General features: G+C 62.1%; 27 protein-coding genes. All 27 read left to right on the forward strand.

Annotation, left to right across the window (positions count from 1 at the left end):
* Positions 1 to 183: 183 nt before the first annotated feature.
* The 27 genes from rpsJ to ACT6Y9_RS03315 all read left to right on the forward strand — a co-directional run bounded on the left by rpsJ (position 184) and on the right by ACT6Y9_RS03315 (position 14,390).
* Complete coding sequence (rpsJ, locus tag ACT6Y9_RS03185; protein WP_005431601.1) at positions 184 to 495, forward strand: 30S ribosomal protein S10; 312 nt, start codon at positions 184 to 186, stop codon at positions 493 to 495.
* Between the two features lie 178 nt (positions 496 to 673).
* Positions 674 to 1,318 carry a 50S ribosomal protein L3 gene (gene rplC, locus ACT6Y9_RS03190; RefSeq protein ID WP_295478543.1) on the forward strand — a complete coding sequence of 215 codons (645 nt, stop codon included), beginning with the start codon at positions 674 to 676 and terminating at the stop codon, positions 1,316 to 1,318.
* An 11-nt stretch (positions 1,319 to 1,329) separates the two neighbouring features.
* Positions 1,330 to 1,947 carry a 50S ribosomal protein L4 gene (gene rplD, locus ACT6Y9_RS03195; RefSeq protein WP_295478546.1) on the forward strand — a complete coding sequence of 206 codons (618 nt, stop codon included), beginning with the start codon at positions 1,330 to 1,332 and terminating at the stop codon, positions 1,945 to 1,947.
* On the forward strand, positions 1,944 to 2,243 hold the full coding sequence (rplW, locus tag ACT6Y9_RS03200; protein ID WP_295478549.1) for a 50S ribosomal protein L23: 300 nt from the start codon (positions 1,944 to 1,946) through the stop codon (positions 2,241 to 2,243). The genes rplD and rplW overlap by 4 nt, the downstream gene beginning before the upstream one ends.
* Positions 2,243 to 3,070 carry a 50S ribosomal protein L2 gene (rplB, locus tag ACT6Y9_RS03205; RefSeq protein WP_295478552.1) on the forward strand — a complete coding sequence of 276 codons (828 nt, stop codon included), beginning with the start codon at positions 2,243 to 2,245 and terminating at the stop codon, positions 3,068 to 3,070. The genes rplW and rplB overlap by 1 nt, the downstream gene beginning before the upstream one ends.
* 12 nt (positions 3,071 to 3,082) lie before the next feature.
* Complete coding sequence (gene rpsS / locus ACT6Y9_RS03210; protein ID WP_295478555.1) at positions 3,083 to 3,361, forward strand: 30S ribosomal protein S19; 279 nt, start codon at positions 3,083 to 3,085, stop codon at positions 3,359 to 3,361.
* A complete protein-coding gene (rplV, locus tag ACT6Y9_RS03215) occupies positions 3,362 to 3,700 on the forward strand; it encodes a 50S ribosomal protein L22 (protein WP_295478558.1) in 339 nt (112 codons plus the stop codon).
* A gap of 17 nt (positions 3,701 to 3,717) precedes the next feature.
* Positions 3,718 to 4,503, forward strand: coding sequence for a 30S ribosomal protein S3 (gene rpsC, locus ACT6Y9_RS03220; protein ID WP_295478561.1), 786 nt, complete (start codon positions 3,718 to 3,720; stop codon positions 4,501 to 4,503).
* 2 nt (positions 4,504 to 4,505) lie between these two features.
* Positions 4,506 to 4,922, forward strand: coding sequence for a 50S ribosomal protein L16 (rplP, locus tag ACT6Y9_RS03225; protein ID WP_295478564.1), 417 nt, complete (start codon positions 4,506 to 4,508; stop codon positions 4,920 to 4,922).
* Positions 4,923 to 4,941: 19 nt separating this feature from the next.
* Complete coding sequence (gene rpmC / locus ACT6Y9_RS03230; protein ID WP_295478567.1) at positions 4,942 to 5,136, forward strand: 50S ribosomal protein L29; 195 nt, start codon at positions 4,942 to 4,944, stop codon at positions 5,134 to 5,136.
* The gene (gene rpsQ / locus ACT6Y9_RS03235; RefSeq protein WP_295478570.1) at positions 5,133 to 5,402 is read left to right on the forward strand and encodes a 30S ribosomal protein S17; all 270 of its coding nucleotides are present in this window, start codon (positions 5,133 to 5,135) and stop codon (positions 5,400 to 5,402) included. Before rpmC ends, rpsQ begins: the two co-directional genes overlap by 4 nt.
* A 242-nt stretch (positions 5,403 to 5,644) precedes the next feature.
* Positions 5,645 to 6,013: a 50S ribosomal protein L14 gene (rplN, locus tag ACT6Y9_RS03240; protein WP_295478573.1), complete on the forward strand. Its 369-nt coding sequence runs from the start codon at positions 5,645 to 5,647 to the stop codon at positions 6,011 to 6,013.
* A gap of 13 nt (positions 6,014 to 6,026) precedes the next feature.
* The gene (gene rplX / locus ACT6Y9_RS03245; protein WP_295478576.1) at positions 6,027 to 6,350 is read left to right on the forward strand and encodes a 50S ribosomal protein L24; all 324 of its coding nucleotides are present in this window, start codon (positions 6,027 to 6,029) and stop codon (positions 6,348 to 6,350) included.
* 8 nt (positions 6,351 to 6,358) lie between these two features.
* Positions 6,359 to 6,898, forward strand: coding sequence for a 50S ribosomal protein L5 (rplE, locus tag ACT6Y9_RS03250; protein WP_295478579.1), 540 nt, complete (start codon positions 6,359 to 6,361; stop codon positions 6,896 to 6,898).
* A gap of 12 nt (positions 6,899 to 6,910) precedes the next feature.
* The gene (gene rpsN / locus ACT6Y9_RS03255) at positions 6,911 to 7,216 is read left to right on the forward strand and encodes a 30S ribosomal protein S14 (protein WP_295478583.1); all 306 of its coding nucleotides are present in this window, start codon (positions 6,911 to 6,913) and stop codon (positions 7,214 to 7,216) included.
* Between the two features lie 16 nt (positions 7,217 to 7,232).
* Positions 7,233 to 7,628, forward strand: coding sequence for a 30S ribosomal protein S8 (gene rpsH, locus ACT6Y9_RS03260; protein WP_295478586.1), 396 nt, complete (start codon positions 7,233 to 7,235; stop codon positions 7,626 to 7,628).
* A 15-nt stretch (positions 7,629 to 7,643) separates the two neighbouring features.
* Positions 7,644 to 8,177, forward strand: coding sequence for a 50S ribosomal protein L6 (gene rplF, locus ACT6Y9_RS03265; RefSeq protein ID WP_295478589.1), 534 nt, complete (start codon positions 7,644 to 7,646; stop codon positions 8,175 to 8,177).
* Between the two features lie 18 nt (positions 8,178 to 8,195).
* Positions 8,196 to 8,561, forward strand: a complete 366-nt coding sequence (gene rplR, locus ACT6Y9_RS03270) for a 50S ribosomal protein L18 (RefSeq protein ID WP_295478684.1) — start codon at positions 8,196 to 8,198, stop codon at positions 8,559 to 8,561.
* Between the two features lie 14 nt (positions 8,562 to 8,575).
* A complete protein-coding gene (gene rpsE, locus ACT6Y9_RS03275; RefSeq protein ID WP_295478592.1) occupies positions 8,576 to 9,094 on the forward strand; it encodes a 30S ribosomal protein S5 in 519 nt (172 codons plus the stop codon).
* Positions 9,095 to 9,109: 15 nt separating this feature from the next.
* On the forward strand, positions 9,110 to 9,292 hold the full coding sequence (gene rpmD, locus ACT6Y9_RS03280; protein WP_295478595.1) for a 50S ribosomal protein L30: 183 nt from the start codon (positions 9,110 to 9,112) through the stop codon (positions 9,290 to 9,292).
* A gap of 18 nt (positions 9,293 to 9,310) precedes the next feature.
* Positions 9,311 to 9,745, forward strand: a complete 435-nt coding sequence (gene rplO / locus ACT6Y9_RS03285) for a 50S ribosomal protein L15 (protein ID WP_295478598.1) — start codon at positions 9,311 to 9,313, stop codon at positions 9,743 to 9,745.
* A 28-nt stretch (positions 9,746 to 9,773) separates the two neighbouring features.
* Positions 9,774 to 11,099, forward strand: a complete 1,326-nt coding sequence (secY, locus tag ACT6Y9_RS03290; RefSeq protein ID WP_295478601.1) for a preprotein translocase subunit SecY — start codon at positions 9,774 to 9,776, stop codon at positions 11,097 to 11,099.
* A 308-nt stretch (positions 11,100 to 11,407) separates the two neighbouring features.
* On the forward strand, positions 11,408 to 11,521 hold the full coding sequence (rpmJ, locus tag ACT6Y9_RS03295; protein WP_139688419.1) for a 50S ribosomal protein L36: 114 nt from the start codon (positions 11,408 to 11,410) through the stop codon (positions 11,519 to 11,521).
* A 12-nt stretch (positions 11,522 to 11,533) separates the two neighbouring features.
* Complete coding sequence (gene rpsM, locus ACT6Y9_RS03300) at positions 11,534 to 11,899, forward strand: 30S ribosomal protein S13 (RefSeq protein ID WP_295478606.1); 366 nt, start codon at positions 11,534 to 11,536, stop codon at positions 11,897 to 11,899.
* A gap of 13 nt (positions 11,900 to 11,912) precedes the next feature.
* Positions 11,913 to 12,320, forward strand: coding sequence for a 30S ribosomal protein S11 (rpsK, locus tag ACT6Y9_RS03305; RefSeq protein ID WP_295478609.1), 408 nt, complete (start codon positions 11,913 to 11,915; stop codon positions 12,318 to 12,320).
* Positions 12,321 to 12,425: 105 nt separating this feature from the next.
* Positions 12,426 to 13,052: a 30S ribosomal protein S4 gene (gene rpsD, locus ACT6Y9_RS03310; RefSeq protein WP_295478612.1), complete on the forward strand. Its 627-nt coding sequence runs from the start codon at positions 12,426 to 12,428 to the stop codon at positions 13,050 to 13,052.
* 318 nt (positions 13,053 to 13,370) lie between these two features.
* The gene (locus tag ACT6Y9_RS03315; protein WP_295478615.1) at positions 13,371 to 14,390 is read left to right on the forward strand and encodes a DNA-directed RNA polymerase subunit alpha; all 1,020 of its coding nucleotides are present in this window, start codon (positions 13,371 to 13,373) and stop codon (positions 14,388 to 14,390) included.
* The last annotated feature ends 147 nt before the right edge of the window (positions 14,391 to 14,537 follow it).

Genomic DNA, 14,537 nt, shown 5'->3' on the forward strand with positions numbered 1-14,537 from the left:
CCGTGAAGGCGGCCACACCGTCGGCGCCGGCGTCGTCGCCACGATCATCGAGTAAAAAACGGTTGCTTTTCTCCCCGTGCACGCGGGGAGAAAAACTCCCGCATCCGACTTGATCGGCAGAGGGAGCGGAGGTATACTCCGCTCCCTCTGTTCTTTTACTGTTCTTTTTTCTAGGAAAACGAAATGCAGTCTCAGCGCATTCGCATCCGCCTCAAGGCCTACGACTACAAGCTCATCGACCAGTCCGCCCTCGAGATCGTCGACACCGCCAAGCGCACCGGCGCCGTGGTTCGTGGCCCTGTTCCCCTTCCCACGCGCATCCAGCGCTTCGACATCCTCCGCTCGCCGCACGTCAACAAGACGAGCCGTGATCAGCTCGAGATCCGTACGCACCAGCGCCTCATGGACATCGTCGATCCGACCGACAAGACCGTCGACGCCCTCATGAAGCTCGATCTTCCGGCCGGCGTGGACGTCAAGATCAAGGTTCAGTAACCTTTGAAGATTTTGCTGTAAAAAATCGGACTTTCGATTGCACGGAGTCCGGTGTACAGCTAGAATCGCGCCTTTCTTGTCCCCTTGGGAAGACTTCCTTCGTCTCTGTGTGAAGAGAAGTCAGGGACATTTTTGATGAAATCGGTCCCGGCCAATCGCAGCCGGGGTGGAGAAAACAATGAGTGAAAAGCTCGGCCTCGTCGGTCGCAAGATCGGCATGACGCGTATCTTCACGGATGACGGCGCTTCCGTTCCCGTGACCGTGCTCGACGTGTCGAACAACCGCGTCACCATGGTCAAGACGCAGGAAACTGACGGCTACACCGCCGTTCAGGTCGCGTACGGCACGAAGAAGCCCTCGCGCGTCAACAAGCCGCTCGCCGGCCAGTTTGCCAAGGCTGGCGTCGAAGCTGCCTGCACCCTTAAAGAGTTCCGCATCGATGCGGAGAAGGTCGCCGAATTCAAGCCCGGCCAGACCCTCTCTGTCGAAATCTTCACGGAAGGCCAGAAGGTCGACGTGACGGGTACGACCATCGGTAAGGGTTTTGCCGGCGCCATCAAGCGCCACCACTTCTCGTCCAACCGCGCTTCGCACGGCAACTCCGTGACGACGAATGCTCCCGGCTCCATCGGTAACCGTCAGGACCCGGGCCGCGTGTTCCCCGGCAAGCGCATGGCCGGCCATCTCGGCGACGTCCGCCGCACGACCCAGAACCTCGTGGTTGCCCGTGTCGACGTGGAACGTCAGCTTCTTCTGGTTCGCGGTGCCGTTCCGGGCGCCAAGGGCGGTGAAGTGATCGTCCGTCCTGCTGTTAAGGCGTAAGGAGCGAAACAATGGAACTCAATATCCTGAACGAACAGGGCAAGGTTGAAGCTGCCGACGCCGTGTTCGGTCGCGAATACAACGAAGCCCTGGTGCACCAGATCGTGGTCGCCTTCCAGGCCAACGCTCGTCTTGGCACCCGCGCGCAGCTCAACCGCCGCGACGTGCACCACTCGACGAAGAAGCCCTGGCGCCAGAAGGGCACCGGCCGCGCCCGTTCGGGCATGACCTCCTCGCCGCTGTGGCGTGGTGGTGGCCGCACCTTCCCGAACACCCCCGACGAAAACTTCTCGCAGAAGGTCAACAAGAAGATGTACCGTGCCGGTATGGCTTCGATCTTCTCGAAGCTCGTCGCGGACGAACGCTTCGTCGTCGTCGAAACGATCAAGGCTGAAACGCCGAAGACCAAGGACTTCGCCGCTCAGCTCAAGACGCTCGGCTTCACCACGCGCACCCTCGTCATCATTGGTGAGGAAGAACTTGACGACAACATCATCCTCGCCTCGCGCAACCTGAAGGATGTGCTCGTCGTTACGCCCCGCTATGCGGATCCGCTGTGCCTTCTCTACTTTGACAAGGTCGTGGCCACCAAGGCGGCTGTTGCTCAGATCGAGGAGATGTTGGCATGAATCAGGAACGTCTGATGAAGGTGCTCGTCGGCCCCATCGTCTCCGAAAAGAGCACGATGATCGGTGAGAAGCACAATCAGGTCTCTTTCGTCGTCGTCCCGGACGCGACGAAGTCCGAAGTTAAGTCCGCTGTTGAGCTGCTCTTCAAGGTGCAGGTCAGCGCTGTTCAGATTCTTAACCAGAAGGGCAAGCAGAAGCGCTTCGGCCGCTACATGGGCAAGCGCAACGACGTTCGCAAGGCGTACGTCACGCTCGCCGCTGGGCAGGAAATCAAGTTCGAGCAAGAGGTGATGTAATGGCTCTCGTCAAACTCAAGCCGACGTCTCCCGGCCGCCGTCACGCGGTCAAGGTTGTCAACAAGGAGCTCCACAAGGGCAAGCCCTGGGCCGCTCTCGTTGAGAAGAAGAATCGTACGAACGGCCGCAACAACAACGGCCACATCACCTGCCGTCAGCGCGGTGGTGGTGCCAAGCGTGCGTACCGCATCATCGACTTCAAGCGCATGAAGGACGGCATCCCCGCCCGCGTCGAGCGCATTGAATACGATCCGAACCGTTCCGCGAACATCGCCCTCGTGCTGTACGCCGACGGTGAGCGCCGCTACATCATCGCTCCGAAGGGCCTGACCGTCGGTCAGGAGATCTTCAACGGTCCCGAGTCGCCGATCAAGGTCGGCAACACGCTCCCGCTGCGCAACATCCCGGTCGGCTCGACGATTCACTGCATCGAGCTCCTCCCGGGCAAGGGCGCCCAGCTCGTGCGCGCCGCCGGTGCCTTCGGCCAGCTGATCGCCCGTGAAGGCGAGTACGCTCAGGTCCGTCTGCGCTCCGGTGAAGTTCGCCGCGTCCTCATCGAATGCCGCGCCACCATCGGCACCGTCGGCAACGAAGAGAACAGCCTGCGCGAACTCGGCAAGGCCGGTGCGAAGCGCTGGCGCGGCATCCGTCCGACGGTTCGCGGCGTTGCCATGAACCCGGTGGATCATCCGCACGGCGGCGGCGAAGGCAAGACCGGCACTGGCCGCGCTCCTGTCACGCCTTGGGGTCAGCTCACGAAGGGCTACCGCACCCGCAACAGCAAGCGCACGGATTCCATGATCATCCAGCGCCGTTACAGCAAGTAAGGGAGCCCTAGAATGTCTCGCTCTTTGAAAAAAGGCCCGTTCGTTGACGGGCACCTCATGAAGAAGGTTGAAGCCGCCCAGGCGAGCCGCGACAAGCGTCCGCTCAAGACCTGGTCGCGTCGTTCGACGATCGTTCCGGAATTCATCGGTCTGACCATCGCCGTTCACAACGGCCGTCAGCACGTGCCGGTCTACATCAACGAAAACATGGTCGGCCACAAGCTCGGCGAATTTGCGCTCACCCGCACGTTCAAGGGTCACGCTGCCGGCGACAAGAAGGTGGGTAAGTAAATGGAAACGACAGCTAAAGTTCGCGGCGTTCGCCTTTCCGCCCAGAAAGGTCGCCTCGTTGCCGATCTCATCCGCGGCAAGACCGTTGACCAGGCGCTGAACATTCTGGAGTTCACCCAGAAGCGCGCCGCCGGCATCGTCCGCAAGGCGCTTGAGAGCGCGATCGCCAACGCCGAGCACAACTTCGGCGCCGACATCGACGAGCTCGTCGTGACGAAGATCCATGTTGAGAAGGCCGCCACGCTGCGCCGTTTCGGGGCCCGCGCCAAGGGCCGCGGCACGCGCATCAACAAGCAGACGAGCCACATCTACATCACCGTCGGCGACGGCGAAAGCTAAGAAACAGGTGAATTACCATGGGTCAGAAAATTAATCCCACCGGCTTCCGCCTCCCGGTTACGCGCAACTGGACGTCGCGCTGGTACGCGAACGGCCGCGACTACCCGAGCACGCTGCAGGAGGACCTGAAGGTCCGCGCCTTCCTCCTGAAGAAGCTCCGCAATGCGTCCGTCTCCCGCGTGCTCATCGAGCGTCCGGCCAACAACGCGCGCATCACGATCTTCACGGCCCGTCCGGGCATCGTGATCGGCAAGCAGGGCGCCGACATCGAAGCTCTGAAGGCTGAAGTTCAGAAGATGATGGGCGTGCCCGTGCACGTCAACATCGAAGAAGTCCGCCGTCCCGAGCTTGACGCCAAGCTCATCGCCGACGGCATCACGCAGCAGCTCGAAAAGCGCGTGATGTTCCGCCGCGCCATGAAGCGCGCCATGCAGAACGCCATGCGCCTCGGCGCCCTCGGCATCAAGGTGCAGTCCTCCGGCCGTCTCAACGGCGCGGACATTGCCCGCGACGAGTGGTACCGTGAAGGCCGCGTGCCCCTGCAGACCCTGCGCGCCAACATCGACTACGCCACGAGCGAAGCTCACACGACGTATGGTGTTGTCGGCGTCAAGGTGTGGGTCTACAAGGGAGACAACTTCGGCGCGGAAGAACCCGCCGACGTTCAGGCTCCCCGCGATGACCGCCGCGGTCGCCGTGGTGATCGTGCCGGCAAGCCCGGTGCGCGCCGCAACAACGGCCGCCGCAACGATATGAAGCAGGACCGCGCTCCCCGCAAGCCGGCTGCTAAGGACGGAGAATAACGATGCTGCAGCCTAATCGTCGCAAGTACCGCAAGGATCAGAAGGGCCGCAACTACGGCCTCGCCACCCGCGGTGCGAACGTTTCCTTCGGTGAGTTTGGTCTGAAGACGCTCGAGCGCGGCCGCATCACGGCCCGCCAGATCGAGGCCGCGCGCCGTGCCATTACGCGCCACATCAAGCGCGGCGGCCGCGTCTGGATCCGCATCTTCCCGGACAAGCCCATTTCGAAGAAGCCCGCCGAAGTCCGTATGGGTAACGGTAAGGGCAATCCTGAATTCTGGGTCGCGCTGGTCCAGCCGGGCCGCGTGCTCTACGAAATGGACGGCGTGGAAGAGTCGCTCGCCCGCGAAGCCTTCGCGCTCGCAGCCGCCAAGCTGCCCGTGAAGACGACGTTCGTTGTCCGCCAGGTCGGCATGTAATTTACAAGGAGACACGGACATGAACGCTAATGAACTGCGTGCCAAGAGTGAGACCGAGCTCAAGCAGGAACTGCAGGATCTTCTGAAGACGCACTTCAAGCTGCGCATGCAGAAGGCCACCCAGCAGTTGGCGAACACGGCTTCGCTGCGTCAGACGCGTCGCGACATCGCGCGCGTTCGCACCATCCTCACCCAGAAGGCGACCACGAAATGACCGAACAGACGAAGGAATCACTCACCCGCACCCTCGAGGGCGTGGTGACGAGCAACAAGATGGACAAGACGGTCACCGTTCTTGTCGAGCGCAAGGTCAAGCACCCGCTCTACGGCAAGTACGTCGTCAAGAGCAAGAAGTACCACGCGCACGACGAGCTCGGCTGCGGCGAGGGTGATCGCGTCGAAATTCAGGAAACCTCTCCGATCGCGAAGACGGTCTCCTGGACGGTGACGAAGATCCTCGAGAAGGCCGAAGTCCTCTAAAAAATCGCGCAAGGGGTGAAAAAAACACCCCGAACCGCTTGCAAAGCAGCTGAGCACTCAGCTATATTTGCACCCCGTCGCCCGGATGCCACTTTCGGTGGGATTCCGGGCGATGCATTTCTTAGTCCGGTGTCCGCACGTGCACGAAACGAGCTGCGCGTACCGCTGGCACGGGGCCTCATCCCCGCAATACGGGGCCAATACTGTCCGCGTATGCGGAATAAGTTGGGAAATTTTCACTAATGATTCAGATGCAAAGCCGACTGGACGTCGCCGATAACACGGGCGCCCGTTCAGTGATGTGTATCAAGGTGTTGGGCGGCTCGAAGCGCCGTTACGCCAACATCGGCGACGTCATCAAGGTGACGGTCAAGGAAGCGGCCCCGCGCGGCCGCGTGAAGAAGGGCGAGGTCTACAACGCTGTTGTGGTCCGCACCGCTCACGGCGTTCGTCGTCCCGACGGTTCGAAGATCGCCTTCGACGGCAATGCCGCCGTCCTCCTCAACAACAAGCTGGAGCCGATCGGCACCCGCATCTTCGGGCCGGTGACGCGCGAACTGCGCACTGAGCAGTTCATGAAGATCGTGTCCCTCGCTCCTGAAGTGATCTAATCGAGGAGAGAACATGCAGCGCATTCGTAAGGGCGACCAGGTTGTGGTCATCGCCGGCCGCGACCGCGGCACCAAGGGCACGGTTATCGCCCGCGTTGATGAGCGCCACGTCATCGTGGAAGGCGTCAACGTCGTGAAGAAGGCCGTTCGTCCGAACCCCGCCGCCGGCATTGAGGGCGGCATCGTCGACAAGACCCTCCCGATCGATCAGTCCAACGTCATGCTGGTCAACCCGGAAACGGGCAAGGGCGAACGCATCGGCTTCAAGGAAGTTGATGGCAAGAAGGTTCGCGTGTTCAAGTCCAATGGCGCCGTCGTCGGTGCCAAGGCCGAATGAGGGTGACCATGTCGCGTTTCAACTCCCTTTACCACGACACCATTGTTCCCGAACTGATGAAGAAGTTCGGCTACAAGACGGTCATGCAGGTTCCCCGCATCACCAAGATCACGCTCAACATGGGCGTCGGTGAGGCCGTGAACGACAAGAAGCACATCGAGAACGCCGTCGGCGACATGACCAAGATCGCCGGTCAGAAGCCGCTCGTCACCCGCACCCGCAAGGCCATCGCGAACTTCAAGATCCGCGAAAACATGCCGATCGGCTGCATGGTCACGCTGCGCGGCGAGCGCATGTACGACTTCCTCGACCGCCTCGTGACGATTGCCTTCCCGCGCGTGCGCGACTTCCGCGGCGTGTCTGGTCGTGCTTTCGACGGCCGTGGCAACTACAACATCGGTCTGAAGGAACAGATCATCTTCCCGGAAATCGAGTACGACAAGATCGACGCGATCCGAGGGATGAACATTTCGATTACCACGACGGCGAAGACCGACGAGGAAGCCAAGGCGCTCCTCTCCGGTTTCAGCTTCCCGTTCCGCAACTGAGGTTGACGCAAAATGGCAAAACTTGCTCTCATTAACCGCGAAGCCAAGCGCCGCGCGACGGTCGCCAAGTTCGCGGCCAAGCGCGCCGCCCTCAAGGCCATCATCAACGACGCTACCCGCACGATGGATGAACGTCTCGACGCCCGCGCCCAGCTCGAAAAGCTGCCGCGCAATGCGTCGCCGGTCCGCCTGCGCAACCGCTGCGCGATCACCGGCCGTCCCCGTGGCAATTTCCGTAAGTTCGGTCTTTGCCGTGAAATGATCCGTGACGCCGCCATGCGCGGTGACATCCCCGGCCTCCAGAAGGCCAGCTGGTAAGCGAGGAGATTGCGAAATGAGTATGAGTGATCCGATCGCCGACATGCTGACCCGCATCCGCAACGGTCAGATGGTCGACAAGGCTGCGGTGGTTATGCCTTCCTCGAAGCTGAAGGTTGCCATCGCCAAGGTCCTCAAGGACGAAGGCTACATCGAGAACTACGAAGTCGCGGCCAACAACGGCAAGGCTGAGCTCAACGTGACGCTCAAGTACTATGCCGGCCGCCCGGTTATCGAACGCCTCGAGCGCGTGTCCCGTCCGGGCCTGCGCATCTACAAGAACCACGACAGCATCCCCCAGGTGATGAACGGTCTCGGCATCGCGATCGTTTCGACCCCGAAGGGCGTGATGACGGACCGCGCCGCCCGCGCGGCCGGCGTCGGCGGCGAAGTTCTCTGCTACGTCGCCTAACCCGAGGAGTGAGAAATGAGTCGTATCGCTAAGATCCCCGTCGCCCTCGCCAAGGGCGTGACGGTTACCCTCACGCCCGACTATGTGACCGTCAAGGGTCCGGTCGGCGAGGTGAAGATGCACGTTCTTCCTCTGGTCAAGGTCACGGAGGCCGAAGGCCACCTGCACTTCGAGCAGCTCGATGACTCCCGCGATTCCAACGCGAACGTCGGCACGATGCGTGCCCTCGTGAACGACATGGTCAAGGGTTGCGCCCACGGCTTTGAGAAGCGCCTCGCCCTCGTCGGCGTCGGCTACCGCGCTCAGGCCCAGGGCGACAAGCTCAACCTGTCGCTCGGCTTCTCGCACCCGGTCGTGCACCAGATGCCGGCCGGCATCAAGGTCGAGACGCCCACCCCGACGGAAATCGTCATCAAGGGCGCCGACAAGCAGAAGGTTGGTCAGACGGCCGCGGAAATCCGCGCCTACCGTGCTCCCGAACCCTACAAGGGCAAGGGCGTCCGCTATGCGAACGAGCACGTTGTGATCAAGGAAACCAAGAAGAAGTAATTCGGACGTTAGAAGATGATCAACAAGAAACAAAGCCGCCTGCGTCGTGCCCGCGCCACGCGCGCCCGCATTCTGCTGCAGAAGGTCGATCGCCTGACGGTCCATCGCACCAATCTGCACATCTACGCCAGCATCATTTCGGCCGACAACGGCCGCACGCTCTGCTCCGCCTCGACGATCGAGCCGGAAGTGCGCGCTCAGCTCGCCAACCAGACGGGCCGTGGCGGCAACGTTGCCGCCGCCAAGCTCGTTGGCGCTCGCATCGCCGAGAAGGCGAAGGCCGCCGGTATCGAAACCTGCGCCTTCGACCGCTCTGGCTACCGTTACCACGGCCGTGTCGCCGCGCTTGCTGAAGCTGCGCGCGAAGCCGGCCTCAAGTTCTAACCGAGGTGCTGGCAATGGCTAAGGTTCAAGGTAAAAACGCGGTCGAGGAACAGGACGACGGCCTGCGTGAAAAGATGATCGCGGTCAACCGCGTCTCCAAGACGGTCAAGGGCGGCCGCATCCTCGCCTTCGCGGCGCTCACCGTTGTGGGCGACGGCGACGGCTCCATCGGCATGGGCACGGGCAAGTCCCGCGAAGTGCCGCAGTCCGTCTCGAAGGCCATGGAACGCGCCCGTCACTCGATGAAGCGCGTCCCGCTCAAGAGCGGCACGCTGCATCACGCCGTCGAGGGCCGTCACGGCGCCTCCCGCGTGATCATGATGCCGGCTCCGGAAGGCTCCGGCGTGATCGCCGGCGGCCCGATGCGCGCCGTCTGCGAAGCCGTTGGTATCCGCAACGTCGTTGCGAAGGCCTACGGCTCGACCAATCCGTACAACCTCGTCCGTGCGACGCTCAACGCCCTCTCCAACCTCCGCAGCCCCGCTGAGATCGCTGCGAAGCGCGGCAAGACGGTCGAAGAGCTCCTCGGCTAATCCGGAGACCAAGACATGTCCGAAAAGAAGACCATCAAGGTCACTCTGGTGAAGAGCCCGATCGGTACGAATGCGGATCACCGCGCCACCGTTCTCGGTCTCGGCCTGAAGAAGATCCACCAGACGCGCGAGCTCGAAGACACGCCCGCCGTCCGTGGCATGATCACCAAGGTCGCGTACCTCGTGCGCGTCGAATGATCCGAAGGATGACCCAAAATGCGTTTGAATACCATCAGCCCCGCTGAGGGCTCGAAGCACGCTCACCACCGCGTCGGCCGCGGCGTGGGCAGCGGCTGGGGCAAGACCGCGGGTCGCGGTCACAAGGGCCAGAAGTCGCGTGCCGGCGGCTTCCACAAGGTCGGTTTCGAAGGCGGTCAGATGCCGATGTATCGCCGCCTCCCGAAGCGCGGCTTCACGTCCCTCTCCCGCAAGTTCGTCGAAGTGGTTCGCCTCTCCGATCTCGAACGTCTCGGCGTTGAAGAAGTCGATCTGCTCGTCCTCAAGGAGGCCGGCGTCGTTTCCTCGCTCGCTCAGAACGCCCGCGTGATCCTGTCGGGTGCCATCACCCGCAAGGTGACGGTGCGCGGTCTCGGCGTCACGAAGGGTGCCCGCGCTGCCATCGAGGCGGCCGGCGGCTCCATCGCTGAGTAAAGAGATCAACCTGCAAAGAGGATAGGACGTGGCGACCAGCCCCAGCTCAAAACAGCAGTCTGGCCTCAGCAAGTACGGCGACCTCAAGGGTCGCCTGATCTTCCTGGCGCTTGCACTCGTTGTATACCGTATCGGCGCTCACGTGCCGGTTCCCGGTATTGATCCCGATATGCTCCAGCAGCTGTTCAATCAGCAGCAGGGCGGCATTCTCGGGCTGTTCAACATGTTCTCCGGCGGCGCCCTCTCGCGCTTCTCCGTCTTCGCGCTCGGCATCATGCCGTACATCTCGGCGTCTATTATTTTCCAGATGCTGTCGTACGTGCTGCCGTCGCTTGAGGCGATCCGCAAAGAGGGCGAGCAGGGCCGTAGAAAGATCACGCAGTACACCCGCTACGGGACGTTGCTGCTGGGTCTCTTCCAAGGCTTCGGCATCGCCGTTGCGCTCGAAACGCAACCCGGGCTCGTCGTCGATCCCGGCTTCCTCTTCCGCATTACGACGACCGTTTCGCTGCTCACGGGCACCATGTTCCTCATGTGGCTCGGCGAGCAGATCACCGAGCGCGGTCTCGGCAACGGCATTTCGATCATCATCTTCGCCGGCATCGTGGCCGGGCTCCCGACGGGTACGAGCGGCTTGTTCCAGCTCGTCTCCACGGGTGCCATCAGCCCGCTCGCCGCGATCTTCGTGATCGCGATCGTCCTCGCCGTCACCGCCTTCGTGGTCTTCGTCGAACGCGGTCAGCGCCGCATCACGGTCAACTACGCCAAGCGCCAGATCGGCAACAAGATCTACGGCGGGCAGAGCTCGTATCTGCCCCTCAAGATGAACATGTCGGGCGTCATTCCCCCGATCTTCGCTTCGTCTCTGATCCTGTTCCCGGCGACGCTCGCCGGCTGGTTCACCTCGGGCGACTCCACGCGTTGGATCCGCGATCTCGCGGCCGCGCTCTCGCCCGGGCAGCCGCTCTACACGCTGCTCTACGCAGCGCTCATCGTGTTCTTCGCGTTCTTCTACACGGCGTTGGTCTTCAACCCGAAGGAGACCGCCGAGAACCTGAAGAAGAGCGGCGCGTTCATCCCCGGCATCCGTCCGGGCGACCAGACGGCCCGCTACATCGACCGCGTGCTGCTGCGTCTGACGCTCGGCGGTGCGGCCTATCTGGTTTTCGTGTGCCTCGTGCCTGAATTCCTGAACCTCAAGTTCAACGTCCCCTTCTACTTCGGTGGCACCTCGTTGCTGATCGTGGTGGTCGTGACGATGGACTTCATGAGCCAGGTCCAGGCGTACATGATGACGCACCAGTACGAAAACCTGCTGCGGAAGACCAACTTCCGCGGTCTGTCCCGGAAGTAATGAAAGGACGGGCCCGCCCCTCAAAGACGGGTCCACTCCGATCCCCACTTCCTGCGGAAGTAGATCAAATGTCCCGAGGGCGGCCAGATGGCCGCCCTTTGGGCTACCTTGGAGGCGCTCGGCCGCCGCGGAGCTCCACTCCGACGGGACCGCTCAAGCCCTCCGACCTCGTGCAGCCCCTCTGGGAGGCAAAACTTGAAGCCCGGGCCTCACTTCGGTTGCACGAACGTTCATTGTCGATTATTATTCGACGTTTCTGCCGTGTGGGCATCGAAATTCCAAGCTCATCAGCTTGTGGAGACTATTAAATGAAGGTTAGAGCTTCAATTAAGAAAATGTGCCGCAACTGCAAGATCATCAAGCGCAAGGGCGTTGTTCGAGTGATCTGCACTGACCCGCGTCACAAGCAGCGTCAAGGCTAAAGAGGTAACACAATGGCTCGTATCGCCGGTATCAATATTCCGCCGCAGCAGCACGCTGAGATCGGTCTGACCGCCATCTATGGCATCGGCCGTCCCCGCGCCCGCCTGATCCTGAACACCTGCGGCATCCCCTGCACGAAGAAGGTCCAGGACCTCACCGACGCCGAACTCGAACGCATCCGCGATGCCGTCTCGAAGTTCACCGTCGAAGGCGACCTCCGTCGTGAAATTCAGCTTTCGATCAAGCGCCTCATCGACCTCGGCACCTATCGCGGCATGCGTCATCGCCGCGGCCTCCCGGTCCGTGGTCAGCGTACCCGCACCAACGCCCGCACCCGCAAGGGCCCGCGCAAGGTTGGCGTCACGCTTAAGAAGTAATTAAAGGTAAGTTATGGCTGGCAACAACACCAAGTCCTCCGCCAACGCCCGCGCCCGCAAGAAGGTCCGCAAGGTCGTTACGGAAGGCATCGCTCATATTCACGCCTCGTTCAACAACACGATCGTGACGATCACCGACCGTCAGGGCAACGCCATCGCTGCCTCGTCGTCGGGTGCGCAGGGCTTCAAGGGCTCGCGCAAGTCCACGCCGTTCGCCGCCCAGGTGGCCGCGGACCACGCCGGCAAGATCGCTCTCGAGCACGGCCTGAAGAACATCGAAGTCCGCATCTGGGGCCCTGGTCCCGGCCGCGAGTCTTCCGTGCGTGCGCTCAATGCGCTCGGCATCCGCGTCACCTCCATCCAGGACGTGACCCCGATCCCGCACAACGGCGTTCGTCCCTCCAAGCGTCGCCGCGTCTAACACTCCAGAATTTTCCATTCTGTTGAATCCCGCGTCCGGATCCGCATGCTGAGGCGGAACGGACTGAATGTAGGGAGTCCTACAGGATAAGAGAGGCATTTTTAAATGGCACGATATCTCGGTCCCAAGCTCAAGCTTTCGCGTCGCGAAGGCATTGACCTGAATCTGAAGAGCGCCCGTCGTTCGTTTGAGTCCAAAGTCAAGGACGTCGGCTCCAAGCCGGGCCAGCACGGCAAGATTTCCGGAGCCCGCATGTCCGACTATGGCAACCAGATGCGTGAAACGCAGAAGGCCAAGCGCATGTACGGCGTTCTCGAGCGGCAGTTCCGCCGCTACTTCGCTGAGGCTGCCCGCCTGCGCGGCAACACCGGCGAAAAGCTCCTTCAGCTCCTTGAGAGCCGCCTTGACAACGTCGTCTACCGCATGGGCTTCGGCTCGACGCGCGCGGAAGCCCGCCAGCTCGTCAGCCACGGCGCCATCGTGGTGAACGGCCGCAAGGTGAACATCCCCTCCTACTCCGTCCGCGCCGGCGACGTCGTCTCCGTCCGCGAGAAGGCTCAGAAGCAGGTCCGCATCGCCGAGGCTCTCGACCTCGCGCAGCAGAACGGCTTCCCGGCCTGGGTTGAAGTGGATGCCAAGAAGTTCACCGGCACCTTCAAGAACCTTCCGGCCCGCGACGAAGTCGCTCCGGAAATCAACGAAGCGCTCATCATCGAACGCTACTCCCGCTGATCTGGGAGGATCCCCTGGGCGCCGGCTCACCCCGGCGCTCTCCGGGTCGAAAGATCGATGCACACACGGCGAAAACGCAGCCCCTCTTTTGTCGGGCTGCGTTTTCTTCTTCACCGGCCGCTCACCGTCCGGCGGAGATTCATCGGCAAGCCGGCGTCCCTTCAAGAGCGACGCCGGTTTGCCGATGCATCTAAAATGCATCTGTTTAGGGTCTGGCCGCCGCAGTCGCGCCTTCCTTGCGTCCGCGGCCATGATCTTCCTTTCAGCCTTATCGGTGTAACGAGCCGAGGGTATTGAACCAGAAGGAACACTGAAGAGATGGCGAACACTGCTCTCCTCAAGCCCACCAGCGTCGACGTCGACGTTGATCCGCAGAACCCCAACAAGGCCGTCATCACGCTCGAACCGTTCGAGCGCGGGTACGGTCACACGCTCGGCAACGCCCTGCGCCGCATCCTGCTCTCCTCCATGGTCGGCTTTGCCCCCACGGAAGCGCAGATCACCGGCATCGTGCACGAGTACTCCCAGATCGACGGCGTCCTCGAGGACGTGGTCGACATCCTGCTCAACCTCAAGGGCGTGGTCTTCAAGCTCGAGAAGCGCGATGAAGTCACGGTGATGCTGCGCAAGGACGGTGAAGGCACGGTCACGGCCGCCGACTTCGATCTTCCGCACGACGTCACGGTCCTCAACCCCGAGCACGTGATCGCCCACCTCTCCGGCGGCCGCCTCGAGATGCAGGTGAAGATTGAGAAGGGCCGAGGCTATCAGCCCGGCGACGTCCGCGGCTTCCGCGACGACTACTCGAAGAGCTCCATCGGCCGCATCATCATGGATGCGTCCTTCTCGCCGATCCGCCGCGTCGCCTACCAGGTGATGGCCGCCCGCGTCGCTCAGCGCACCGACCTCGACAAGCTCGAGATCACGATTGAGACGAACGGCGCCATCGGCCCCGAAGAGGCCCTGCGCGAGTCCGTGCGCATCCTCCAGGACCAGCTCGCCGTCTTCGGTTCGATCCATCCGGAACAGGGCCTCGAAGGCCAGAAGGCCGACACCGCCGCGAACAATCCGCCGCCGCTCGACCCGATCCTGCTGCGCCCGGTCGACGACCTCGAACTCACGGTCCGTTCGGCCAACTGCCTCAAGGCCGAGAGCATCTACTTCATCGGCGACCTCATCCAGCGCACCGAGAACGAGCTCCTCAAGACTCCGAACCTCGGCCGCAAGTCGCTCAACGAGATCAAGGAAACGCTCGCCGCCCACGGCCTCACGCTCGGCTCCAAGCTCGAGAACTGGCCGCCCGCCGGCAACAACGGCATGAACGGTCTCGAGCGCTGAGTCTTTTTCAGCTCTCAGACTTGAAGACGAAGGGCGCGGTCCGCTAAAATCGCGCCTTTCGTTTGTACCGCGTCCCCACCCGACCGCTTCACTTCCGAAGTGAGGATAGAAGATGACGGGGAGGGCGCTCCCAAGCCGGCGCATCCG

The sequence above is a fragment of the Sutterella sp. genome, from assembly GCF_052272535.1.
GTDB lineage: Bacteria > Pseudomonadota > Gammaproteobacteria > Burkholderiales > Burkholderiaceae_F > Sutterella.

What these genes read in the sequence shown, in the direction of transcription:
- rplV (WP_295478558.1), top strand. Translation starts at nt 3,362, where the DNA reads ATGGAAACGACAGCTAAAGTTCGCGGCGTTCGCCTTTCCGCCCAGAAA.
- rpsM (WP_295478606.1), top strand. Translation starts at nt 11,534, where the DNA reads ATGGCTCGTATCGCCGGTATCAATATTCCGCCGCAGCAGCACGCTGAG.
- rpsH (WP_295478586.1), top strand. Translation starts at nt 7,233, where the DNA reads ATGAGTATGAGTGATCCGATCGCCGACATGCTGACCCGCATCCGCAAC.
- rplD (WP_295478546.1), top strand. Translation starts at nt 1,330, where the DNA reads ATGGAACTCAATATCCTGAACGAACAGGGCAAGGTTGAAGCTGCCGAC.
- rplX (WP_295478576.1), top strand. Translation starts at nt 6,027, where the DNA reads ATGCAGCGCATTCGTAAGGGCGACCAGGTTGTGGTCATCGCCGGCCGC.
- rpsC (WP_295478561.1), top strand. Translation starts at nt 3,718, where the DNA reads ATGGGTCAGAAAATTAATCCCACCGGCTTCCGCCTCCCGGTTACGCGC.
- rplN (WP_295478573.1), top strand. Translation starts at nt 5,645, where the DNA reads ATGATTCAGATGCAAAGCCGACTGGACGTCGCCGATAACACGGGCGCC.
- rpsJ (WP_005431601.1), top strand. Translation starts at nt 184, where the DNA reads ATGCAGTCTCAGCGCATTCGCATCCGCCTCAAGGCCTACGACTACAAG.
- rpsQ (WP_295478570.1), top strand. Translation starts at nt 5,133, where the DNA reads ATGACCGAACAGACGAAGGAATCACTCACCCGCACCCTCGAGGGCGTG.
- rpsE (WP_295478592.1), top strand. Translation starts at nt 8,576, where the DNA reads ATGGCTAAGGTTCAAGGTAAAAACGCGGTCGAGGAACAGGACGACGGC.
- rplE (WP_295478579.1), top strand. Translation starts at nt 6,359, where the DNA reads ATGTCGCGTTTCAACTCCCTTTACCACGACACCATTGTTCCCGAACTG.
- rplW (WP_295478549.1), top strand. Translation starts at nt 1,944, where the DNA reads ATGAATCAGGAACGTCTGATGAAGGTGCTCGTCGGCCCCATCGTCTCC.
- rplF (WP_295478589.1), top strand. Translation starts at nt 7,644, where the DNA reads ATGAGTCGTATCGCTAAGATCCCCGTCGCCCTCGCCAAGGGCGTGACG.
- rplB (WP_295478552.1), top strand. Translation starts at nt 2,243, where the DNA reads ATGGCTCTCGTCAAACTCAAGCCGACGTCTCCCGGCCGCCGTCACGCG.
- rpsN (WP_295478583.1), top strand. Translation starts at nt 6,911, where the DNA reads ATGGCAAAACTTGCTCTCATTAACCGCGAAGCCAAGCGCCGCGCGACG.
- rpmC (WP_295478567.1), top strand. Translation starts at nt 4,942, where the DNA reads ATGAACGCTAATGAACTGCGTGCCAAGAGTGAGACCGAGCTCAAGCAG.
- rpsD (WP_295478612.1), top strand. Translation starts at nt 12,426, where the DNA reads ATGGCACGATATCTCGGTCCCAAGCTCAAGCTTTCGCGTCGCGAAGGC.
- rplP (WP_295478564.1), top strand. Translation starts at nt 4,506, where the DNA reads ATGCTGCAGCCTAATCGTCGCAAGTACCGCAAGGATCAGAAGGGCCGC.
- rplC (WP_295478543.1), top strand. Translation starts at nt 674, where the DNA reads ATGAGTGAAAAGCTCGGCCTCGTCGGTCGCAAGATCGGCATGACGCGT.
- rpmD (WP_295478595.1), top strand. Translation starts at nt 9,110, where the DNA reads ATGTCCGAAAAGAAGACCATCAAGGTCACTCTGGTGAAGAGCCCGATC.
- rpsS (WP_295478555.1), top strand. Translation starts at nt 3,083, where the DNA reads ATGTCTCGCTCTTTGAAAAAAGGCCCGTTCGTTGACGGGCACCTCATG.
- rplO (WP_295478598.1), top strand. Translation starts at nt 9,311, where the DNA reads ATGCGTTTGAATACCATCAGCCCCGCTGAGGGCTCGAAGCACGCTCAC.
- rpsK (WP_295478609.1), top strand. Translation starts at nt 11,913, where the DNA reads ATGGCTGGCAACAACACCAAGTCCTCCGCCAACGCCCGCGCCCGCAAG.
- rpmJ (WP_139688419.1), top strand. Translation starts at nt 11,408, where the DNA reads ATGAAGGTTAGAGCTTCAATTAAGAAAATGTGCCGCAACTGCAAGATC.
- ACT6Y9_RS03315 (WP_295478615.1), top strand. Translation starts at nt 13,371, where the DNA reads ATGGCGAACACTGCTCTCCTCAAGCCCACCAGCGTCGACGTCGACGTT.